The sequence below is a fragment of the Rhizobium sp. SRI_017 genome (assembly GCF_057586295.1).
Genome location: NZ_JBYCZP010000004.1, coordinates 291,948 through 314,295 on the forward strand (window position 1 = coordinate 291,948; position 22,348 = coordinate 314,295).

Consider the following 22,348-nt stretch of genomic DNA (forward strand, 5'->3'; position numbering starts at 1 on the left):
ATCGATGACCAATCAAACCGCCAGAAACGCGAAGAAGCAGCCAGACATTTCCTACCGGTTCGACATCTCGCGTGACGACCCCGTGTCGAAGAACTTTCGCGACGGCGATGACACGGTGATCGTAAGCGCCAAGAGCAATGTCGAACAGGTCCGCTTGACCTTCACCAGTGCCGAAGTCGGGAATCATATCGGGAAAGACAGCGGCCTGCTTGCCAACCAGGATGGCGGCTTGGCTGTGCGAATTCAGCGAGAAAAAGGTGATGGTGACACTCTGGCTGGCCAGATCAGTCGGTTCGACGACGAAGGCATCACCTTCAAGAGCAAAGGCAATCTTACCTTCGATGTTAGGGATCTTGTTAGCGGTGCGGCGCGCGGCGACCAATTCGACGCGGTAACACTCGGTAGCCTCGCCGACAACATCATTGACGAGAGCACGGCAAAAGCGAGCTATTATATCAACGGTGGCATGGGTAACGACGTCATCACCGGGGGCCTGACAGCAGACTTTCTCGTTGGCGGCGCTGGCAACGATACGCTTGCAGGCGGAGCGGGCAACGACTCGTTCATTGGAGGTGGTGGAGATGATACCGTCACCGACGCCCAGGGCGATGACCTGATGATTTTCAATGTCGTGACTGACGGTACCGACAGCATTGATCTTGGAGTCGGGTCGGACGCCGTGAATGTTGCAGCAACTGCGACCTCCAGCCAGATCCGCTTGACGTTCACTAGCAGCGAAGTGGGTAACGCCAGTGCGAAAGACTCCGGTTCAATGGCAAACCAAGACAGCGGCCTCGCAGTTCGCCTTCAGGCAGAGGACGGTCTCGACGGATTAGCCGGCCCGGTAAGCCGTTTTGATGATGAAGGGATCACCTTCGTCAGCACTACGGCCGGCGTCACATTCGATGTGCGTGACTTGGTCAGCGGTACAGCTCGTGGCGACCAGTTCTCTGCGGTCAAGCTTGGAACAGCGGGTGACGACACGCTCGTCGCTAATGCTGGGGTCGCCAACTACATTAATTCAGGCATGGGCAATGACGACGTGATGGGCGACACCAGCGCCGACTTCCTCGTCGGTGGTGCCGGCAATGACAAGCTCAATGGCGGAGCCGGCAATGACTCGTTCATCGGTGGTGCCGGAAGCGATGTCTTCGTTTTCGCCGGAACACCTGGCACGGACACCGTTCTCGATTATGTTTCGGGTACCGACAAGATTGATCTCGATGCCTTCAACATTTCCTTCGCAAACGTGAAGTTGGCAGCGAACGGTATGGACACGGTCGTGAGCGTCGATACCAATGGCGATGCAGCGGCAGATTTCCAGATCACCCTAAAGAATGCCAGCGCGCCCGTCGAGGCTGACTTCATCTTCTGATCCCGGGCTGAGCCGTCAATGATTGGATTGGCGGCTCAACTCAGCGCTCTGCAGGCATAGTTCCGGGCCCGCATCCGCACTTTAAACCCCACTTCAAATCGAAACGAACTGCAAAGCCTTTCGGGTTTCCGGCCCTGAGGGAGATAGCTGAAAGTGCATGACGACGTGAGGGTCTCTTTGAAGTCTTGCCGTCAATCGTATACCCGCGCTTCATCGCGGAAGACCGCTCGGCATACTTCCGCTATTTCCAGCTCAAATTGATCGTCCGAGTCGACGACCTTGAATTGCAATCCGGCTTCTGCGGCAGCATCCTTTAGCCTAATCCGAACTACTTCCTGCGAGACAATACCCCGCAAAGCTCGGGCACAGTCAATAACAGCAGCCTTGTAGGCCTTGCCTTGTACTCCAGGCCAGTGATCGAGAAGTAGATGTGCTGCCTCTCGGTTGCTACCCACTTGTTGGGCTCGGTTCGAAGCGCCTTCAGACCCTATCTCAATGAGCGCTTTCCATGTGTCGTATCGCATTGTCAGCCTACCGTCGACGTTGGACACCTTTCTACACCGTGCGGCTTGCCTGAAATTGGAGACACTTGGGCATAGTTTCCGGCGCTCACCACCCGTTCAAAAGGTACTTGAAAATCGAGACGGTCTAGCGAATCGATCCAGCTTTCGATTTCGATTGGGGTATGTTCGGACACCAGCGTACTATGCTCCAGACCCGCACAGTATCCCCTGCCGGTTACCGGCCGTGCCACAGGGTATGGTCGACCACCAAGCCACCACGCCGCCCGAGGCTGGAGCACGACACTAGGGGCATCCGCCACAGCGCGCCATGCCTCATGCCGGGTAAGCCCGAGCCACCCTCCAAGCTGCTCTGCGCTAGCTGCCACCGCTCGCCTCACAGATGGCCCAGGACGCGGGCGGCACTGCTGATGAAGAACATGATGGTTGATGTGCATGCCTCTCACAGGCGCGCCCAGGCGCGGCGATCGAGGGCACTTTAGGGACCGTATGCGGCCTCCACCGACCGCGGGGCGCAGCACCCCGGATACTGCCGCAAAATAGTTTTTGAAAACCCACTTCCTCCCCTCCGCGAAATCGAAGTCGAAACCGGTGGAAACCTCGAAATCGGAGGCGCGGAAGTGCGTCACTTGGCGATCGGAAATTGGGAAAAGAATTCCACATATGGCCAATCGTCAGCGGTTCCGCGGAAACGTACCTTCGAGGCTGAAATCGAGGTGCCCCGAGACGGGCCGAAAGCAGGATGTGGAATGGCGAGAGCAGCGGCAAAATTAGGCCCGGAATGGCCGATTGAGGTCGATGGATTTCAGCTCGCTGAGATGATCCTGGTCTCGGTTCGGCACATTCGAGACCTGAAGAAAAAGGGCATCGTCTTCGCCGGTTCGAGGCCGGGCCTCTATCGGTTCCCGGAATCGCTTCACGGATATCTCGATTACAAGCGGAGGCTCGCCGCCGAGACCGGCGCACTGTCGCCACTCACGATCGAGAAAGCCAAGAGCGTCAGCGTGCGGCGGAAGATTGCCGAGCTCGACCTCGCAGATAGGCTGAGTGAGATCCTCACCCTTGAGGAAGCTGACGCGAGTTGGAAGATGTTCGCCACCGGCATCAAGCGCGCGCTTCTCTCACTCCCAGACGAGTTCAAGAAGGCGATCCCGAGCGCCACGGCCCATGACAAGCTGCTGTTTCGGACGCAGGTGCTCGACATCCTCGATGACCTGGCTCGGGAGGCAGAGGACTCTGTCATCGGAGCCGATCCCGACCTGCTTCGCCCCACTGACGATGAACGAGCCGGCGTCAAGCCGAGAAGGAAACGGAAATGACCGATGAGACCGCAGTACCCGCTACCGAACAGTCGACCGCCGAGCCGGTACCCGCACCAGTCGCGAATTTCGTAGGTGGCCCGCCTCGCGAGAAAATGATCCCGCTGGAATGGCCGGTGGACTTCGACGGCAAGCTCTGGACCGAGATCAGGATTCGCCGGGCATCCGGCAACGAAGTCCGCGACTACCTCAGGGCGCTGAGCACCGGCGACGGTGATGTGTTGCCGCCAATGGTGGATTGCCCGATCGAGGTCTGGAACGCGCTGGATGCAGACGATCAGCAGAGCGTTGATGATGCCGCCAAAGAGTTCACGCCGAAAAGGCTGAAGGCCCTCTTTGACGCGGTGGTGGCGCTGGACACTGCCAGCACGCCGGCTGCTTAAGATAGGATATCCCTCACCATGGCCAGGACATTCATTGGCGAACTTGTTCTCCGGCTGAAAGACGAGCTGAGCGGCAAGGCGAAAGCCGCCGCCAGCAATCTCGATACCTCGATCGACCGGATCCAGCGGGCAGCACAGCAGCTCAATCGCACCACTTGGGGCGGCCAGTTCGAGGAGCGCTTGCGCAAGCTCGGTACGTCGGCGGGCGACATCGACAAGCTCCGGGTGGCGTGGGATTCGCTGCATACCTCTATGACCTCGCGCAATCTGTCGAAGTCGCTGCAGAGCATGGAGAAGAGCAACTTCAAGACGGCGTCGCTCGGCTATTTCGCTGATATCGCGGCGAAGGCGAAAGACGCCGAAACCAATATCAGCAAGATGCACTCCCGATGGAAAGAGGCGGCCAAGGACATGGCCGTCTATGGCACCGTCGGCACGCTGATGTATGGCGGCGCCAATGCTGTCAGGGGTGGGTTCAACGCCAGCGCCGAGTATCAGCGGGAAATCTTCCGCCAGGAAAATGCCAACATCCCGAAGGTGGAGCAGCTCAAGATTGCTTCCGAAGCCGATCGGCTGACGTCCCTGTATCCAAGCGCCGGGATTACCGACGTCATGGAGATGGCGCGCCAGGCCCGCAACATGATGGGCACCACTGATCGCGGATTGGCCATCTTGCCCGACCTGGTGAAAAGCCTCGTTGCCTTGCAGACCAGCAAAGGCGTTGATGCTGCTCCAGGGGAGCTCAGCGAGCTTCTGCGAGGGATCGACAACGCCGGCAAGAACGTTGGTGGCCCCATGGGGATCCAGCAGACGCAGGAGATCATTGCGGGGCTGATCCGGGCTTCACAGATCGAAGGTAGGGAGCTGGATGTCGGTTCGCTCTGGACCTTCATGCGCCGGGCCAAGATCGCCGGGCCTGGTTTTTTCGACTGAGTTCCTGGCGAATGTCGCACCAAGCCTGATTCAAGATCAAACGGCGCCGGGCGCCGGTACCGCTCTGTCATCAGCGTTCCAGGCCTTTGTCATTGGCTCCAACGCCGTTGCATCGAAGAAGAACCTTGCAGAGCAGGAGCGCCTCGGCATCCGCAAGGATGGCAAGCTAGTGAATAGCCAGCTCATGGGCGAGAACCCCTATCAGTGGGTCAAAGAGGTGCTGTTGCCGGCGTTGCAGAAAGACGGTGTTGACCATCAACAACGATACGGCGCTGGCAGAATCCGTCGCCAAGCTCTCTCGCAACACGCCGGCGACAGCGATGCTGACCAAGATGATGCAGCAGCGGGAGCAGATGGATCGTCTCATTCAGCAATATCGGGAGGCGGCCGGGCCAGACTCCGCGGACGCCGCACTCGCGAAGGATCCGTTTGTTGCTGCACGCGGGTTCGTCGAGAGCCTCAAGGAAGTCGCCACCAGCATCAAAGGAATGCCCCAAGCAGTCGGCATCCTGAACTCGCTCACCGGCGGCCTTCAACGGTTTGCCAGTGCGCTCCGGGAGCAAGATGGCCTGGCGCAGTCCCTCCTGGCGGGCACCACAGCGCTCGGCGCCTTCGCTGGCGTCAAGGCGATGAAGGGGATCTTCGATCTCGCGACCGCCGGCACATCGCTGAAGGAAGCAGCCGCAGCCCTGAAGGGTGCTGCAGCCACCATGAATGGCGGGAAAGACAGCACGGTCGTCGCAGGCGACGGCAGTAAGAGCGCCGATCTTTTCGGCCGTGCCGGTAAGCTCATGACCATGCTGAATTTCGTCACCGCGGCGCTGGATGGCCCGACCAATCTGCAAGACTTCGAGAAGCTCCGCCAGGCGAATGCCGAGCGTGACAAGGCGGCGAACAAGTGGCTCGAGGACCGCAATCTGGCGCCATCTGAGTGGTATAAGCCGACTGACGTCTATGCGCATGCAACGGAAATTATGAACCGTCGCCAGCAGATGGAAGGCGCAACGACGCCCTACAATCCGAACACGCCTGGTATCGGCAATCTGTTTGGCAACATCACCAACTTGGCCGATGCAGCCGGAAGGCAGATTCAGGATGCCCTTTCGGTCACCGCGACCCCGCAGGTCAATACTGCACAGCTCCGGGAGGCGGTCGCGCTGGCCAACCAGCTCAAGTCGGTGCTCAGTGGCATCGGTGCGTCAGTCGCCTCGGCGCATTCGTCTGTCTCGAAGGCCCTCGGCCGCAGCTTCAGTGATCATGGAGTGAAGCCGTAAGGAGCTAGAACCGGCCGCCGCCATGGAGAACGACGACCGGCCCACAGCTCGCCAGATGCGAAGACCTTGTTCGCTGCGATACTAACGTGCGCACGGGGCAATCGGAATGCAAGTATTGGTCAGAATCGAAACCCCGCCCGCACCAGCGTGCGGACGGGGCTCTGCGCCGCTCCATGCCGGCGCGATCGGCGAGTTTGGTCGCCGATCGCCGCGACACTACCTCAACGCGTCACCGCGGAGTGTGTCATCGGGAACAAGCAGAGTTATGTGAGCGGGCATGAAGGCGGGATGAACGTGCTGTTCATGCACAATCATGCCGCTGCCCCCTATTTCCAAGTTCACAGACGACGACATAGTGAAATTGACGCATTATTGAAACATGGTCTTCCCAGATTGCCAGTGACTGCTTCGGCAATTGAGGAAGAGCATGGCAAATACTGAAATAGGGATAGCTTTAAGTGCGGTCAGCCGATTTCCAGATCTCGAAATTGATAGGTTGCGCGATGCGATCAATATGGCATTGGTTGAGCCTGGCCCGACCACTGCCGAAGCCATCGCCGAACGCGCGTTCACACATCTTCGGGGCGACGTTTCCAGCTTTGAGCGAGGCGTTGTAACTGGGATCATCATTGTCAGGTTGGGCAGTCGTAGCGCTTAGACCGCCGCCAGCTGCGATATTAGGTAGCTGGGAGAAGTCATTCTTCATACCTCCACGTTTAGACCTGCCGCCTTGCGACCGGTCCTCTTTTGGGAACCTTCTGGCTGATCGACCGTTTCCACCATCTTGGAAGGCTGGGTTGTCGAAAGGCAGAGCTTCGCTTCCATCGCCCGAAGAAAGAAGGACTTCTTCAATGGACACATCCGCAACGCTACAAACGGCAGCTGAAATCCTTTTGGACGATACCCCGGACCTTGAGCAGGAGGTTCTGCAAGTCGCGAGCGACCTACCTGTCGACGCTTCCGAATTTGACAGGGGCGTCGCAGTTGGCATTGTGCTTGGTAGCCGGTCAGAGCGCATAGCTGAGAGTGTAGAAGCGCCTTCCCACGAATAACTGATCGACATTTCCGAACTTCTCGTGCCCGGTCGCTCGGCGCCCGACTCTCCTTTTGCCTTGACTCTTTTCCTATCCGCGAACAGAATGAGAACATATTCCGCATCAGCGGAGTGTTTTCACATTGTCAGCGATAGGAGAACCACCATGCCAGCGGCCGAACAACTGCGCCTTGATGTAGGCGCGGAGAGAATATCTGCGCCTCAAGAGATTGATCTCACCGATGCGATGATTACGGCCAATGGAGGTGATGCCCGCCGCGCCGTTGCCGATCTCATGCTGGACGCCGATTTCCTTCGGGACCAGCTCTACATCGCATCCCAGCTGATGAGCCAGGGCTATGGCCGGGGCTGGAAGCCGAAATACGAGAGGCTGACATGAGCCGCTCGCGAGGAGACATATCAGATACCGATCTCAATCAAGCGTACCCCGCATCAGCTACTATCCATCATGAGACTTAGTAAGTCCAGTCGAGATCGCTCGCTTGGAATCCGTCAGCACCAAGCGAATCCTCTATGATCGTCCCATTGTGAACCGAAAATCGGAAGACGCCAGCTCGGCCGCAATTGCTCAGTGTGTCCAGCGAAAGCGGATTGACGCCGTTTTCCGTCATTTCGTACTGGAAGGTCGAATTTCCGGAATTCAAGCCGGCACGAGCGGTAGTTCCTCCAAGGCCACCACTTCCGCCCGATGCATCGCCAGTCGTCCAATTTAGGTTTCCGTATCGAATAATGATTTCGGCGTCACCGGCACCCTGGTCGAAGATCTCGATCTGGTAGGAATTTGTTTTGGTGACGTGGCCGCTACTCGTTGCATTATAGTAATCAACATTGCTCCAAGTCGCCACGAAGCTGTCGTGGGCGGCGTTGTACCCGAAACTGACGGTGCCGCCGCCACTGCCGCGAGTATCGACGTCTGCCCAATAGGCTGCGATGATAGGCAGGCCAGATGTTCCACCGATCGCGCCTGGTGTGAAGCTGCTCAAACCGTTGCCGAAGGTCAAGTTGCCGTTGTTGTTGACATACACCTCCGTGTACTTGGCACCGAAAAAGTTCAGGCCGCGTTCGAATGCCTGAGACAACGAGGCCGCCTGATAGCCGTCATCATTCTGCGCCAACACCGTTGGCGCATCAGCGGCGACAAACGTGGAATTGATCTCCGCCGGCAAATTGTTGGTGGTCGCAGTAAAGCGAATGGTCTCGATATTCTTAAGGATATTAATCTCGCTTGTCGCTTGGTTCGTGAAGGACTTCGTGTCGCCGGACACCGAAAGCGTCGTTAGGAACTTGAAGCCAACAAGCTCCGCAATATCCTTGCCCGAGCCGCCATCCATAGTATTGTCGCCACCGCCAGCGATGAGAGTGTCGCGTCCGGCGCCACCAAAAATGAAATCCTCGCTGCCGCCGCCATCAAGGGTGTCGGCACCAAAATAGCCATAGAGGAAATCGGCGCCGTCGCCTGACTTGAACATATTGTTCGCCGGCCCGAAGCCAAGCATCAAGTCGCGTGTCGGGCCGAGACCGGTCGTGTCAAAGTCGAAGCCGGGACTTGGCGCAGCGATGAGAGCAAGGTCTATCTGCGCTCCGTTGGTATAGCTATTCTTGAACTCCATCGGCATGAGGTCCATGTACTCGTTTTTCAGGCCATTGAAATATGACGGCCGCAAGTCCATGCCGAGTTCGCTGCGAATGTGGTTTTCGACTCGCACGTTGTCGCCGATGTAGTCGTGATTGGCGATCTGCGCCGGTGTAGGATCCGTGATGTCGTTGATGACGTGCGACATTTCGTGCAGCAGCGAAATCGGCAACGGTGAGTGTACTTTCTTTCCGAAAGCATCGATAAACGTCCGCGTCTCCAGCCAGTCAGGATCGACAAACAACGTGTCGCTCTCGCGATTGGCAGCAAAGTCGAACCGTTTCTTGACTGTGATTGTAATATTCTCGCTCACCATTCTGTCGAGCATCTCATGGGCAGTGGCGGAGTGATCGTAGCCTCGCTCCATCGCCTTGAGCATTGTGGTCTGCTCGGAGCCCGAGAATTTCGAGCTGAACCTTATGTGGTCTTCTACATCCTGAAAGCTCATGTGAGAATTCCCCCTCCCGAAGTCGGCGGTGTCGTTGTTGTTGCAACAAAGACTACAGCCGAACTTGATAGATCGACCTATTACTTATCGTGGCATGATTATCCTCTCTTGTCTTGCTTCCAGAGGTAGCAAACAAAATAAATCTGGCCATTCCGGTAGCGTGCCTACTTGGAAGAGGGCCTTGGCCTCTCCGAACTTGCCCTGTTTGGGTCAGCGTCAGCGGCCAGGCGATAACGTTTTTGTGCTCGGGATGAGGGCCATGTAGGCAGCTTGCTCCCCAGTCTGAATTTCACGGGGCTCAGCAATGCCGCGGAGTGCAGTCTCACATGGCGATTAATTCTGCTGACGACGTGATGCATCTTCGTGGCGAAGCCGCCATGCTCGCTCCCTAAGCTCCCAAACTACATCGTCACCGCACAAATTTTTGAAACGGTTTAGGACGGCCTTGGAGATGGCCAGCTTGCCCTCTTTATTCCGATAGGTGAACTCCTTTCCAAACGATTTTGCGATGGTTGCGACGGCGTGCTGCAGTTCTAAGCGCTTCCGACGCCGAAGCTCCTCGAACATCCAGGCCGCAACTTCGCTATCAGTCGCCATCACGAAATCCCGCTTTCCGCGAGAGGCTGACATAGTGCACGCGGGTGTCAAGGGTTCGCCACGGCTCCGGAACATACCGCAAAAACGGCTGGCCAACTGATCGGATAGCGTTCCTAGTTTCACGATATGTTCCGTCCGTTTGGCTGTACGCTCAAAAGTCGGAACACGTTGGCAGGGCAGGGGTACCCTTTGGCCTGTCACGCCGGAGGTCGCGGGTTCGAGCCCCGTCACTCGCGCCATTTCCCTTTCTAGAGATCAACACGTTGATCAAATTTCCCTAAGTCGGAATTCATCGAAGAGTTTGAACGACGACCGGCTGCTCCTACTCTGGCCAATTTTTGTTCTCCCAGAATGCGCTTTCGGTCCGCCCTTCGGGCACGATCTGTCTGCCGCGCTCGAACATTTTTCGTGACGGTCCCTGCGGCGCAGTGCGAGCGTGCTTGATCCCGCATCGACCGGGGCCGCTCCCGTCCCACATAGGGGCCAAAGCCACCAAAACACCTTGATGGCCCATCGTCGATCCCGCAACCGCGGACGCTGAACCGCAAGTTCGTCGACCATGGGTGTCGCAGTCAACGAATTCCAGGCGGCGCCTACGCCTGAGGCACTCGGTTTATTCGAGAGATTTTTGCAGCATGTTCCGGCGGGAACATCGGATCGGCAATTTGGGTGCAAAACCAATGTCAGGAACTCAGCAGAGTTCGCTGACGACAACCCAACCCAAGGCTCTCGCCTCGACAGAAGGCCAAGTCCATGATTGCCACCATCCTCAGGCGCGTTGCCTATTGCAGCGTCGGATACCTTTGGGCCGCCTTCGTCGCAGCGATTGCGATCACGCTGTTGCGCGCAGCACAAGACCTGACCAGCAACGCCATCGATTTCGCAGGATTGCCGTTTTATGTGGTGGCACTCGCTTCGATCATGACTCTGGCAAATATCCTCAATGGCTTCATTCCCGCCCTGATCGTCATAGCGGCGTTGGAAGCGATCCTGGTGACCCACAGGCTTCCCGCCATCTGGAGTCTCTACATGATCGCGGGCGCAGGCTGCGGCTACTATCTGGCCTCCCAAAGCATCGGCATCTCCACCTTGGAGACAGTGTTTCACGTCGCGAGCTGGACCCTGGGCGGATTGGCGTTCTGGTATATGTCCGTCGACCGCCGTCGTGTACCCAAGGAATCGTAGTTCGGGCCATCCTTCGATCCGCCGTTGATCCTGGTCGATCCGCTGATGGGCCGGCCCTGCCTTTGTCGGTGGCGCCGTCTGGCGGGCCTGGGGCTAATCTTGTCCGTATTCGCGCGCCGACGCCTGAGCGACGTAACCCCCAAAAATAGTCAGATATATCGAGGGGTTACGGATTGCAGGTCGCCTTGCCGCGATGTAGCCGTTGCTGCAGGCCCAATACCGGCCGACTTTTTCAAAGGGTGGGATCCAACATGCACAAGGGAATTTTCGCAGCTTTTACTTTTTCCATTCTCATGACCGTGAGCGCCACATCGGCACTCGCCACGGGCGCTATCGCCGTCAACGACGCCATGGGCACGTCGGCCGAAGAAGTCGGCTATGGCGTCGGCTGGGGTGCCGACCAGAAGGCGGCCGAAGCAGATGCCGTCAAGCAGTGCACGGAAGCGGGCAATGACACGTGCAAAATCGCAGTCTGGTTCGAACAGTGCGGCGCCTATGCCGGCGATCGCGTGCATGTCGGCGCCGGCTTCGGCGACACCAAGGAAGCCGCTGAGAAGATGGCGCTCGAAAAGTGCCCGAACTGCAAGGTCATCGTTTCCGAGTGCCAGTGATTGGCATCAGCTGCCCCGGCATGTCCGCTGCCGGGGTAGCTTCTTTCCTGTGATGTCCGATTCCGGCGTCCTGGCCCAAGATCTTCACACCACGGCCGCTGGCGGTCGGGTTGCCGCCGGTCGCTTTTCCCGACATTCGTAACGCTCGCGTCTGACTCTTGTGGACGCGTCCCGCTTTCTGTTGGCAGTTACCAGCGAAACTACGCTGGCGCGCGCAAGGGCGTAATACTTGTCCTCAAGTAGGCGATTAGCCGCCGTAACCTCGCCCGCCGCCCCACGCGGCGGGCCAATTCATTCAGCGTCCATCTTCCCAAGGCCACCTCTTTGGTGCGCGCGAGCGCGCTGGACTTGTCGCCAAATCTCGGCAAGTCTGACGGCGACTGGCCGAGGGAGAATAAAGATGCATGTTGTGTCCCTGCTCAAGACCGAAATGTTCAACGTCGAGATCGAGGGCCACCCGGCATCGATCACCGATCTTTTCCCGGATTGGCATGCCCATGACCGCTTCGGCCTGGTCATCGACGAACCCTTCGGCGGCCTCGGCGCGACCCATCTGCTGCAGTCGGCAATGATGGCCTATTATGACGTGCGGCCGACGCGTCGCACAAGCCGAGCTGTTTATCCCGAGATTTATGCGTTCCATGTCGGCCGCGGCTACGGTGCTCATGCGCCCTACGATTTCTGGCCGGCCCGGCGCGAGGTCATCCTGCGCACCAGCGATCATCGCGAGATCCTTGACGCCATCAACGACCGCGGCATCACCCGCCTTGCCGTGCCGGACAGACCAATGCGCGATGTCGTCCACCGTCCAAAGGAAGAGGATGCGGCGTTCGACCGCATCGCCTCGGCTTTCGTCTACAGCGCGACGGGGAGGGTGGTCGACGCGGATGTGACGATCCTGGGCAATGACAAGCGCACGGAATATAATCCCAATCAGACTCTGCGCCCCATCTCCGAGGTCGCGCCGACCCGCCCAGCCGTTGTCGGCGGCAGACCGGTCAAGGAAACCGAGGACGACTATCTCCAATGGCTGATCGCGCGCGACGCCGATGTGACGCAGGCTGACCGTGACCTGGCGCGGGGCAGGCGGCAGGCGTTGAAGTCGCCCGCAGGCCTTACGACCGAGAGCTATCGGCGGGTCAGTGTCGCCGAGGCGCTGAAGCGGCTCGCGTCGGCCGGGCTTGCTTCGGAAGCGATATCCCAGCGCGAAGTGGCCTGACGCGTCGCCCGACGCTCCGCATCGACTATCTGCCGCTCCCCTTAAGCCTTCAGCAAAAACCCTGATGTAGATCAAATCGTGTCTCATGGCGCTTCGCTAAGAAGGACCATCCCAACGCAGGTTCTTGCTTCATGGTCACGCTCTCCTTCATCGCCGCATCGGTTCTGGTTCTCATCACCCCCGGGCCGACCAACACCGTGCTTGCGGCCTGCGGTGCGACCATGCCGTTTCGGCGCGCGGCGATCCTGCCGCTTGCAGAAGCGCTCGGCTATATCATTGCCATTTCCTTTTTCGTCGCCTTTGCCGAACTGATGCGCGGCAACTACGCGGCACTTGTCACGGTCCGGCTCGCGGCCGCGGCATGGCTGATCTATTCGGCCTATCAGCTCTGGCGCACGCCGTTCGAGCCCGATCCAGCGGTCCAGGACGTCGCCTTCCGCCGTGTCCTGCTCACCACGCTGCTCAATCCCAAGGCAATGCTTGTCGGCACAATCCTCATTCCGGCCGGCACGGGGACAGGCGCAACTGCCTGGATCGGCATCTACGCCGCTCTCTCTACATTGGCGGGGTTGGGATGGGTGACGCTCGGATCGCTCCTGCCGCTCGGGATCAGGCGTCACGCCTACAAGCTTGCCTCCGTGATCCTCGGTGGTTTCTCGCTCATCGCGATCGCCAGCGTCGCCAGCGCCTGAGTTGATCGCCGCCTTCGCGCGTCCGATGCGGCGGCTGCGAGTCTCTCCGCGCGGACCATCATCATACAAGCCGCGCAGGCGCGCGCAATCTCCATTCCTGGCTGCATTTCCATGTGCCTGCGACACTTGGTACTCGCGACGCAGGAGCTGCATTTATCCCGCGGATTCAAACGGTTGAAACCGTGCTGTCCACGGCCTCTAGGCAAATGTGGCGGCAATACGTTTAAAATGCCACGGGCGTCTTGCTAATCACACATAGCTGCGCTAACCACGACTGCGATGCAACATATATCGGCCCTGGCGGGGCTCTTCGTCGCGCCTGCGACCGAACCCTTCGAACCAGGCAGGGACCAAGGTCAAATGACTGAACTTCTCGGCTCCTATCTCCCCATTGCTATCTTCATCGGTATTGCTTTGGTGATTGGGATTTCGCTTCTTGTCGCGCCCTTCATCGTCGCTTTCAAGGCACCCGACTCGGAAAAGCTCTCGGCTTACGAATGCGGCTTCAACGCCTTCGACGACGCGCGCATGAAGTTCGACATTCGCTTTTATCTGGTCTCGATCCTCTTCATCATTTTCGACCTCGAAGTCGCCTTCCTTTTCCCCTGGGCCGTCTCCTTCGGCGCCGTGGGCTGGTTCGGCTTCTGGTCGATGATGGTCTTCCTGCTCGTGCTGACCATCGGCTTCATTTATGAATGGAAGAAAGGAGCGCTCGAATGGGATTGACCTCAACAGGTTCGACCTCTGGCGCAACCCTCGTCGCCCCCCAGCCCAAGGGGATCGTCGATCCCGCGACCGGCAAGCCCATTGGCGCGAATGACGCTTTCTTCGGCGAGATCGACAACGAGCTCGCCGACAAGGGCTTTCTCGTTACCTCGACCGATGAACTCATCACCTGGGCGCGTACCGGTTCGCTGATGTGGATGCAGTTCGGCCTGGCCTGCTGCGCCGTCGAAGGCCTGATGCAGGTCTCCGGCCCGCGGTACGACATGGAGCGTTTTGGCGTCGCCCCGCGCGCCTCGCCGCGCCAGTCCGACGTGATGATCGTCGCCGGCACGCTGACCAACAAGATGGCCCCGGCTCTGCGCAAGGTCTATGACCAGATGCCCGAGCCGCGCTATGTCATCTCGATGGGCTCCTGCGCCAATGGCGGCGGATACTACCATTACTCTTATTCGGTGGTGCGCGGTTGTGATCGCGTGGTGCCGGTGGATATCTACGTGCCGGGCTGTCCCCCCACGGCAGAAGCGCTCCTCTACGGGGTGCTGCTTCTGCAGAAGAAGATCCGCCGCACCGGCACGATCGAGCGTTGAGGGCAGAGCATGTCGACTTCACTGGAAGAGCTTTCCGTCTATCTCAGGGAAAGCCGAGGCGACTGGATCGCCGAGGCTGAGATCGCCTGGGGCGAGCTCAACATAACGACCACGCCAGACAACTACATCGCGCTGCTTACCTTCCTGCGCGACGATCCACGCTGCCAGTTCGTGAGCTTCATCGATATCTGCGGCGTGGATTATCCGGAACGCGAGAAGCGTTTCGATGTTGTCTGTCATCTGCTGTCACCCAAGATGAACGCGCGCATCCGGGTCAAGCTCGCATGCGGCGAGGACGACACGGTTCCATCGGCAACCGCGGTTTACTACGGTGCCGATTGGTTCGAGCGCGAAGCCTACGACATGTACGGCATTCTGTTCACCGGCCATCCGGACCTGCGCCGCCTGCTGACCGACTACGGCTTCGAGGGCTTCCCGCTTCGCAAGGACTTCCCGACGACAGGCTATGTTGAAGTCCGCTATGACGACACCGTCAAGCGGGTGGTCTACGAACCGGTGCAGCTTCGCCAGGAGTTCCGCAATTTCGACTTCCTTTCTCCCTGGGAGGGCACAGACTACGTCCTTCCCGGTGATGAAAAGAAGAGCTAGTCAAGAATTGCCTCGGCCTATGCTGAGACCGTATTCGCCTCCGCCTTGGAGCAAGTAGAATGACAGAACACAACGTCCGCAACTTTACGATCAACTTCGGTCCGGAGCATCCGTCTGCGCACGGCGTTCTGCGTCTCGTGCTGGAGTTGGACGGTGAAGTCGTCGAGCGCGTCGATCCGCATATCGGCCTGCTGCATCGCGGCACGGAAAAGCTGATCGAGACCAAGACCTATCTCCAGGCCGTGCCCTATTTCGATCGCCTCGACTATGTCGCGCCGATGAACCAGGAACATGCCTTCGCGCTTGCTGTCGAAAAGCTGCTCGGTCTCGAAATACCCAAGCGCGGCCAGTTGATCCGCGTGCTCTATTCCGAGATCGGCCGAATCCTTTCGCACATCATGAACGTGACGACCCAGGCCATGGACGTCGGCGCGCTGACCCCGCCGCTCTGGGGCTTTGAGGCGCGCGAACAACTGATGGTGTTCTACGAGCGCGCCTGCGGCGCCCGGATGCACTCGGCCTACTTTCGTCCGGGCGGCGTCCACCAGGACCTGCCGCCGGAACTCGTCGAGGATATCGGCAAGTGGTGCGAGGGCTTCGACTCGATCCTTGACGACATAGAAGGCCTGCTGACCGGCAACCGCATCTTCAAGCAGCGCAACGTCGATATCGGCGTCGTTTCGCTGGCCGATGCCTGGTCCTGGGGCTTCTCGGGCGTGATGGTGCGCGGCTCTGGCGCTGCCTGGGACCTGCGCCGCTCGCAGCCCTACGAATGCTACTCCGAGCTTGATTTCGACGTTGCTGTCGGTAAGAACGGCGACTGTTTCGACCGTTACCTGATCCGCATGTTCGAGATGCGCCAGTCCAACCGCATCATGAAGCAGTGCATCGAGCAGCTGCTCGGCAAGGAGAAGACAGGTCCGGTCTCCTCGATGGACGGCAAAGTCGTTCCGCCGAAGCGTGGCGAGATGAAGCGTTCAATGGAAGCGCTGATCCACCATTTCAAGCTCTATACCGAAGGCTACCACGTTCCGGCCGGCGAGGTTTACGCAGCCGTCGAAGCCCCGAAGGGTGAATTCGGCGTCTATGTCGTCGCGGACGGCACCAACAAGCCGTACCGCTGCAAGATCCGTGCGCCGGGCTACGCGCATCTCCAGGCGATGGACTTCCTCTGCAAGGGCCATCTGCTTGCCGACGTCTCGGCTGTGCTCGGCTCGCTCGACATCGTCTTCGGGGAGGTCGACCGCTGATGAAGTTTGCCGCCGTCGTCTTGTTCTCGCTGGTTGCAACACCTGCCTTCGCGCAGGAAGATCAGCCGACGATGACGGGCGGTGCTTCCATGGGACAGCTCATTTCGGAAGGCTATGAAATCAAGGCGGCCGTGCCCAACGGCAAGAGCTTTGTGGTCTTCCTGCAAAAAGATTCAACGGGTTACGCATGCCAGGTGTCGACATTGTCGCGCTCGCAATGCGGAAAGATAGATTGATAGGGCGTGAAATAGAATGTCCGTACGTCGACTAGCCGATGATAACGTCCAGCCGCCGAGCTTCGCCTTCAACAAGGAGAATGCGGCCTGGGCCAAGGCAACGATCAAGAAGTATCCGAAGGGCCGCGAGCAATCCGCGATCATCCCGCTGATGATGCGCGCCCAGGACCAGGACGGCTGGGTCACCAAGGCGGCCATCGAGTCGATCGCCGACATGCTCGACATGCCCTATATCCGTGCGCTCGAAGTTGCGACCTTCTACACCCAGTTCCAGCTCAAGCCCGTCGGCACCCGCGCGCACGTGCAGGTCTGCGGCACGACGCCCTGCATGCTGCGCGGCGCCGAAGACCTCGTCGCCGTCTGCAAGTCGAAGATCCATCCCGAACCGCACCATCTCAATGCAGATGGCACGCTGAGCTGGGAGGAAGTCGAGTGTCTCGGCGCCTGCGTCAACGCACCGATGGTCGCGATCTTCAAGGATACCTACGAAGACCTGACGCCGCGCCAACTCGAATACATCATCGAGCGTTTCGAGGCCGGCAAGTCTGGTGACGTTAAGGTCGGCACCCAGATTGACCGCGTCTTCTCGGCGCCGTTTGGCGGTCTGACGTCGCTGAACGAACCCGATCCCAAGCCCAAGGCAATACGCGCCAAGTCCGCGGCGCCGACCGAAGCGGCCGTGAGCGTGCCGCCGTCGAATGCGGCAAAACCGAAGACCGATGCGATCGAGACCAGCCCCGCAATCAAGACGCCGGCAGACGGCAAGGTCGCAGAGCCGACTGCCAGGGTTGAGGCAAACGCCGCGCCGGCAACCGCTGTCGCCTCGACCGAGACGTCGGCAGTCATCGCCGCAAAGCCGTCGCTCGACGATCCGAACCGTCCGAAGGGCGTCGATAAGCCTGCGACACCAGACAACCTGCAGCTCATTTCTGGCGTCGGTCCCAAGATCGAAGGAATTCTGCATGGTCTCGGCATCTACACCTATGCGCAGGTCGCCGGCTGGCAGGAAAATGAACGCAACTGGGTCGACGCCTACCTGAATTTCAAGGGCCGCATTGACCGCGACGACTGGGTGCGCCAGGCCAAGGCCTTGGCCGATGGCGGCGAGGCCGAGTATATTCGCGTCTTCGGCAAGAAGCCGCGTTGAGGAACGTCAGACATGCTGAGTGACAAGGATCGTATCTTCACCAACATCTACGGCCTCAAGGACAAGTCCTTGAAGGGCGCGATGGCGCGTGGCCACTGGGACAATACCAAGGGGCTGCTCGAAAAGGGCAGGGACTGGATCGTCAACGAGGTCAAGGCGTCCGGCCTGCGCGGTCGCGGCGGCGCTGGCTTCCCGACCGGCCTCAAGTGGTCCTTCATGCCCAAGGAGAATGACGGCCGGCCGCATTATCTCGTGGTCAATGCCGACGAATCCGAGCCCGGTACCTGCAAGGACCGTGACATCATGCGCCACGATCCGCATACGCTGATCGAGGGCTGCGTCGTCGCCTCCTTCGCCATGGCTGCGCATGTCGCCTATATCTATGTGCGCGGTGAGTTCATCCGCGAACGCGAAGCGCTGCAGGCGGCCATAGATGAATGCTACGAAGCGGGATTGTTGGGCAAGAACAACAAGCTGGGCTACGACATTGATGTTTTCGTTCATCATGGTGCCGGCGCCTATATCTGCGGCGAGGAAACCGCGCTGCTCGAAAGCCTGGAGGGCAAGAAAGGCCAGCCGCGCCTGAAGCCGCCGTTCCCGGCCAATATGGGCCTCTATGGCTGCCCGACGACGGTCAACAATGTCGAGTCCATCGCCGTGACGCCGACCATCCTGCGCCGCGGAGCTACCTGGTTCTCGTCCTTCGGCCGTCCGAACAATGTCGGCACCAAGCTCTATTCGATCTCGGGCCACGTCAATCGCCCCTGCACGGTCGAAGACGCGATGTCGATCACCTTCGAGGAACTGATCGAGAAGCATTGCGGCGGCATTCGCGGCGGCTGGGACAACCTGCTCGCCGTCATTCCCGGCGGCGCCTCGGTGCCTTGCGTGCCGGGCGCGACGATGCGCAACGCGATCATGGATTTCGACGGCTTGCGCGAGCACGGTTCGGGCCTCGGCACCGCGGCCGTCATCGTCATGGACAAGTCGACCGACATCGTCAAAGCGATCTGGCGCCTCTCGGCCTTCTACAAGCATGAGAGCTGCGGCCAGTGCACGCCCTGCCGCGAAGGCACGGGTTGGATGATGCGGGTAATGGAGCGCATGGTGCGCGGTCAGGCGCAGAAGCGCGAGATCGACATGCTGTTCCAGGTCACCAAGCAGGTCGAGGGCCACACGATCTGTGCACTCGGCGATGCGGCGGCCTGGCCGATCCAGGGCCTGATCCGCCACTTCCGTCCGGTCATGGAAGCCCGGATCGACGAATATACCCGCAACGCGACGGGTCATGGTGCAGTCCTCGAGGCTGCCGAGTAAGGACGAATGATGGTCGAGGCCCGCAAAGATCAAGACAAGGAGCCGGTGGTGGACAATGCCGCCAGCGATGTGTCGAGTCTTGCCCAGGCCTCGTCCAAACTCTTCGCCGAGCAGGCGGCAGCCATGGCCATGATGACAGCCTATGGCATGAGCGTCGCTGCCCAGATGACCGGCATGATGCTCGGGGCATTGCGCGGCCCGACGTCTGTCGACGAGGCCGAAAAGCCGAAGTCTGCGGAACCCAAGGCCGAGTCGGCTACCGCAAAGGTCGTCGAACTCCGCCCGCGCGCGCCGAAGACGGCTGAAACCAAGCCCGCACCTGTTGCGAGAGTTGCGGAAAAGCCCGTCAAGAAGGCCGCGAGGCAGCCCGCCAAAACGAAGGTCGCCCCCGCAAAGGCGCCCGAACCGAAGCCGGTCGCTCCTGCCGATAAGGCGGCTCCAAAGGTTGCCATCCAGGCCGCAACGGATCGCGACGACCTCAAGAAGATCCCCGGCATCGGTCCGCGGCTTGAACAGGAGCTGAACGCTCGCGGTATCACGCGTTACGCCGATCTCGGAGGACTGAGCAAAGCGGCTGTGAAGAAGCTCGATGCGGAGCTGGAACTAGAAGGCCGGATCACCAGAGATGATTGGGCAGGCCAGGCAAAGGCGCTTTCCGGAGGGAAGGGCTGATGCAGCTTGCCGAATTCAACGTGGGCTTCCTTCGCTATCCGATTGACGATCCGCGTGTCCGCCGTTTCGTGATGGCGCTCGATACCGTCAATGGCATCGCCGAGCGCATGCCTGGCTTCGTCTGGCGGCTCAAGACCGATTCCGGCAATGCGACCAGCATTCCTGTCTATGCGGACTCCAACGCGGTGCCGAACCTCAGCGTCTGGACGGATATCGAGTCGCTTGAAAACTTCGTGTGGAAGACGGTCCACAAGACCTTCTATGACCGCCGCGAACTCTGGTTCGAGGTGCTGGAAAAGCAGAATTTCGTGATGTGGCAGGTCGAGGACGGACACGAGCCGACCCTTGAGGAAGCCAAGGCACGGCTCGATCATCTCAACGAATTTGGCGATAGCGACCATGCCTTCGGCTGGTCCTATGTGCCGCAGGCAAAACTCTGGCTAGAAGCGCGTTGTGCGTGAGGCGGGAAGAAGAATATGACGAAGCTGAAAGTTGACGGAAAAGAAATCGAAGTGCCGGATCACTTCACGCTGCTACAGGCGTGCGAGGAAGCCGGTGCCGAAGTTCCGCGCTTCTGTTTTCACGAGCGGCTGTCGGTCGCCGGCAACTGCCGCATGTGTCTGGTAGAGGTGAAGGGCGGCCCGCCCAAGCCGGCTGCCTCCTGCGCGATGGGCGTGCGCGACATCCGCGGCGGTCCGAACGGCGAACTGCCCGAGGTCTTCACCAACACGCCGATGGTCAAGAAGGCCCGTGAAGGCGTGATGGAATTCCTGCTGATCAACCATCCGCTGGATTGCCCGATCTGCGACCAGGGTGGCGAATGCGACCTGCAGGACCAGGCGATGACCTTCGGCGTCGACGCCTCGCGTTATGCCGAGAACAAGCGCGCCGTCGAGGACAAGTATATCGGCCCGCTGGTCAAGACCGTGATGAACCGCTGCATCCACTGCACGCGTTGCGTCCGCTTCACCACTGAAGTCGCGGGCATTACCGAACTCGGCCTGATCGGCCGCGGAGAGGATGCCGAGATCACCACCTATCTCGAACAGGCCATGACCTCGGAGCTTCAGGGCAATGTCGTCGACCTCTGCCCGGTCGGTGCGCTGACCTCCAAGCCCTTCGCGTTTACGGCCCGTCCGTGGGAGCTCAACAAGACCGAATCGATCGACGTCATGGACGCGCTCGGCTCGGCGATCCGCGTCGACAGCCGCGGTCGCGAAGTCATGCGCATCTTGCCGCGCGTCAACGAGGACATCAACGAAGAGTGGATCTCCGACAAGACCCGCCACGTCGTCGACGGCCTCAAGACCCAGCGCCTCGACCGTCCCTATGTCCGGAAGGATGGCCGTCTCGTGCCGGCGACCTGGGCGGAAGCCTTCTCGACCATCAAGTCTGCAGTTTCTGCGACCACGGGCGACAAGATCGGCGCCATCGCCGGCGATCTCGCCACCGTCGAGGAAATGTATGCGCTCGGCGAACTGCTGAAGTCGCTCGGCTCGGAAAATCTTGATTGCCGCCAGGACGGCTCTGCGCTTCATCCGGAAAACGGCCGTTCGAGCTACATATTCAATCCGACCATTGCAGGCATCGAGGAAGCCGATGCACTCCTGATCGTCGGCTCCAATCCTCGCGCTGAAGCCGCGATCCTCAACGCCCGCATTCGCAAGCGCTGGCGCCGCGGCGACATGGCCGTCGGCCTGATCGGCGACAATGTCGACCTGCGCTACGATTACGAATATCTCGGCTCCGGCACTGAGACGCTCAACGAAATCGTCGAAGGCACGTCGAAATTCTTCGCCAAGCTCAAGCGCGCCAAGAAGCCAATGATCATCGTCGGGCAGGGCGCTCTGTCGCGTGCTGACGGCAAGGGCGTTTTGGCCAGCATCGCCTCGCTCGCCTACGCGGTCGGCGCAGTGAAGGACGGCTGGAACGGCCTCGGCATCCTGCACACGGCAGCTTCCCGCGTCGGCGGTCTCGATGTCGGGTTCGTCCCCGGGGCCAACGGCGTCGACGCCGCAACCCAGATCACCACGATGGACGTGCTCTTCCTGCTCGGCGCAGACGAGATCAATCTCTCGAAAAAGGGCGTGAACCTCACCGTCTATATCGGCTCGCATGGCGACAACGGCGCCTCCAATGCCGACGTCATCCTGCCGGGCGCGGCCTATGTCGAGAAGTCGGGCATCTTCGTCAATACCGAGGGCCGCGTCCAGCTCAGCCAGCGCGCGACTTTCGCGCCGGGCGACGCTCGCGAGGATTGGGCCATCATCCGCGCGCTGTCGGAGACGCTGGGCAAGCGCCTTCCCTTCGACTCACTGTCGCAATTGCGTGCCAAGCTTTACGCCGCGCATCCGCATTTCGCAGGCGAGGACGAGATCGTCCGGGGTGGGGCGGATGAAATTGCCGCAGTTGCGAAAAAACCGAGGAAAATGAACAAATCCGGGTTTGCTTCTCCGGTCAAAGACTTCTATTTGACGAACCCGATCGCACGCGCTTCGGCCGTCATGGCGGAGTGCTCCCAATTGGCCCGAAACAACTTCAAGGCTGCGGCGGAATAGGC

At 59.7% G+C, this 22,348-nt stretch carries 24 protein-coding genes; 21 read left to right on the forward strand and 3 right to left on the reverse strand.

Going from position 1 to position 22,348, the window contains the following annotated elements:
* Window positions 1–4 precede the first annotated feature (4 nt).
* Window positions 5–1,375 carry a calcium-binding protein gene (locus AC2YI2_RS11735; RefSeq protein WP_487386648.1) on the forward strand — a complete coding sequence of 457 codons (1,371 nt, stop codon included), beginning with the start codon at window positions 5–7 and terminating at the stop codon, window positions 1,373–1,375.
* A gap of 191 nt (window positions 1,376–1,566) precedes the next feature.
* Here the strand turns inward: AC2YI2_RS11735 and AC2YI2_RS11740 are convergent, their stop codons facing one another.
* Entirely contained in the window at window positions 1,567–1,899 is a 333-nt protein-coding gene (locus AC2YI2_RS11740; protein ID WP_487386649.1) for a DUF982 domain-containing protein, read from the reverse strand.
* Between the two features lie 746 nt (window positions 1,900–2,645).
* Here AC2YI2_RS11740 and AC2YI2_RS11745 point away from each other — a divergent pair.
* From AC2YI2_RS11745 to AC2YI2_RS11770, 6 genes are all read left to right on the forward strand, one after another.
* Entirely contained in the window at window positions 2,646–3,215 is a 570-nt protein-coding gene (locus AC2YI2_RS11745; protein ID WP_487386650.1) for a hypothetical protein, read from the forward strand.
* Window positions 3,212–3,598, forward strand: coding sequence for a hypothetical protein (locus AC2YI2_RS11750; RefSeq protein ID WP_487386651.1), 387 nt, complete (start codon window positions 3,212–3,214; stop codon window positions 3,596–3,598). Before AC2YI2_RS11745 ends, AC2YI2_RS11750 begins: the two co-directional genes overlap by 4 nt.
* Before the next feature lie 18 nt (window positions 3,599–3,616).
* Window positions 3,617–4,531, forward strand: a complete 915-nt coding sequence (locus AC2YI2_RS11755; RefSeq protein WP_487386652.1) for a hypothetical protein — start codon at window positions 3,617–3,619, stop codon at window positions 4,529–4,531.
* A gap of 248 nt (window positions 4,532–4,779) precedes the next feature.
* Complete coding sequence (locus tag AC2YI2_RS11760) at window positions 4,780–5,805, forward strand: hypothetical protein (RefSeq protein ID WP_487386653.1); 1,026 nt, start codon at window positions 4,780–4,782, stop codon at window positions 5,803–5,805.
* 427 nt (window positions 5,806–6,232) lie between these two features.
* A complete protein-coding gene (locus AC2YI2_RS11765; RefSeq protein WP_487386654.1) occupies window positions 6,233–6,463 on the forward strand; it encodes a hypothetical protein in 231 nt (76 codons plus the stop codon).
* A gap of 541 nt (window positions 6,464–7,004) precedes the next feature.
* Window positions 7,005–7,238: a hypothetical protein gene (locus AC2YI2_RS11770; protein WP_487386655.1), complete on the forward strand. Its 234-nt coding sequence runs from the start codon at window positions 7,005–7,007 to the stop codon at window positions 7,236–7,238.
* Between the two features lie 76 nt (window positions 7,239–7,314).
* Here the strand turns inward: AC2YI2_RS11770 and AC2YI2_RS11775 are convergent, their stop codons facing one another.
* Together AC2YI2_RS11775 and AC2YI2_RS11780 are read right to left on the reverse strand one after the other, a co-directional pair.
* Complete coding sequence (locus AC2YI2_RS11775) at window positions 7,315–8,940, reverse strand: nidogen-like domain-containing protein (RefSeq protein WP_487386656.1); 1,626 nt, start codon at window positions 8,938–8,940, stop codon at window positions 7,315–7,317.
* 333 nt (window positions 8,941–9,273) lie between these two features.
* Entirely contained in the window at window positions 9,274–9,537 is a 264-nt protein-coding gene (locus AC2YI2_RS11780; RefSeq protein WP_487386657.1) for a DUF6953 family protein, read from the reverse strand.
* 753 nt (window positions 9,538–10,290) lie between these two features.
* On the opposite strand from AC2YI2_RS11780, the gene AC2YI2_RS11785 reads away from it, so the two are divergent.
* The 14 genes from AC2YI2_RS11785 to nuoG all read left to right on the forward strand — a co-directional run bounded on the left by AC2YI2_RS11785 (window position 10,291) and on the right by nuoG (window position 22,346).
* Entirely contained in the window at window positions 10,291–10,722 is a 432-nt protein-coding gene (locus AC2YI2_RS11785; RefSeq protein ID WP_487386658.1) for a hypothetical protein, read from the forward strand.
* 251 nt (window positions 10,723–10,973) lie between these two features.
* A complete protein-coding gene (locus AC2YI2_RS11790) occupies window positions 10,974–11,333 on the forward strand; it encodes a DUF4189 domain-containing protein (RefSeq protein WP_487386659.1) in 360 nt (119 codons plus the stop codon).
* Window positions 11,334–11,733: 400 nt separating this feature from the next.
* The gene (locus AC2YI2_RS11795) at window positions 11,734–12,552 is read left to right on the forward strand and encodes a hypothetical protein (protein ID WP_487386660.1); all 819 of its coding nucleotides are present in this window, start codon (window positions 11,734–11,736) and stop codon (window positions 12,550–12,552) included.
* Window positions 12,553–12,683: 131 nt separating this feature from the next.
* On the forward strand, window positions 12,684–13,244 hold the full coding sequence (locus AC2YI2_RS11800) for a LysE family translocator (RefSeq protein ID WP_487386661.1): 561 nt from the start codon (window positions 12,684–12,686) through the stop codon (window positions 13,242–13,244).
* Window positions 13,245–13,604: 360 nt separating this feature from the next.
* The gene (locus AC2YI2_RS11805) at window positions 13,605–13,970 is read left to right on the forward strand and encodes an NADH-quinone oxidoreductase subunit A (RefSeq protein WP_487386662.1); all 366 of its coding nucleotides are present in this window, start codon (window positions 13,605–13,607) and stop codon (window positions 13,968–13,970) included.
* A complete protein-coding gene (locus tag AC2YI2_RS11810; protein WP_487386663.1) occupies window positions 13,961–14,557 on the forward strand; it encodes a NuoB/complex I 20 kDa subunit family protein in 597 nt (198 codons plus the stop codon). Before AC2YI2_RS11805 ends, AC2YI2_RS11810 begins: the two co-directional genes overlap by 10 nt.
* Before the next feature lie 9 nt (window positions 14,558–14,566).
* Window positions 14,567–15,166 carry an NADH-quinone oxidoreductase subunit C gene (locus AC2YI2_RS11815; RefSeq protein WP_487386664.1) on the forward strand — a complete coding sequence of 200 codons (600 nt, stop codon included), beginning with the start codon at window positions 14,567–14,569 and terminating at the stop codon, window positions 15,164–15,166.
* A 59-nt stretch (window positions 15,167–15,225) separates the two neighbouring features.
* A complete protein-coding gene (locus AC2YI2_RS11820; RefSeq protein WP_487386665.1) occupies window positions 15,226–16,416 on the forward strand; it encodes an NADH-quinone oxidoreductase subunit D in 1,191 nt (396 codons plus the stop codon).
* On the forward strand, window positions 16,416–16,652 hold the full coding sequence (locus AC2YI2_RS11825; protein ID WP_487386666.1) for a hypothetical protein: 237 nt from the start codon (window positions 16,416–16,418) through the stop codon (window positions 16,650–16,652). Before AC2YI2_RS11820 ends, AC2YI2_RS11825 begins: the two co-directional genes overlap by 1 nt.
* A gap of 16 nt (window positions 16,653–16,668) precedes the next feature.
* Window positions 16,669–17,799, forward strand: a complete 1,131-nt coding sequence (locus AC2YI2_RS11830) for an NADH-quinone oxidoreductase subunit E (RefSeq protein WP_487386667.1) — start codon at window positions 16,669–16,671, stop codon at window positions 17,797–17,799.
* 12 nt (window positions 17,800–17,811) lie between these two features.
* A complete protein-coding gene (gene nuoF / locus AC2YI2_RS11835; protein ID WP_487386668.1) occupies window positions 17,812–19,116 on the forward strand; it encodes an NADH-quinone oxidoreductase subunit NuoF in 1,305 nt (434 codons plus the stop codon).
* Window positions 19,117–19,125: 9 nt separating this feature from the next.
* The gene (locus AC2YI2_RS11840; RefSeq protein WP_487386669.1) at window positions 19,126–19,788 is read left to right on the forward strand and encodes an NADH-quinone oxidoreductase subunit E; all 663 of its coding nucleotides are present in this window, start codon (window positions 19,126–19,128) and stop codon (window positions 19,786–19,788) included.
* Window positions 19,788–20,249, forward strand: a complete 462-nt coding sequence (locus AC2YI2_RS11845) for a DUF3291 domain-containing protein (protein ID WP_487386670.1) — start codon at window positions 19,788–19,790, stop codon at window positions 20,247–20,249. The genes AC2YI2_RS11840 and AC2YI2_RS11845 overlap by 1 nt, the downstream gene beginning before the upstream one ends.
* 15 nt (window positions 20,250–20,264) lie before the next feature.
* Window positions 20,265–22,346, forward strand: coding sequence for an NADH-quinone oxidoreductase subunit NuoG (nuoG, locus tag AC2YI2_RS11850; RefSeq protein ID WP_487386671.1), 2,082 nt, complete (start codon window positions 20,265–20,267; stop codon window positions 22,344–22,346).
* Window positions 22,347–22,348: the final 2 nt, after the last annotated feature.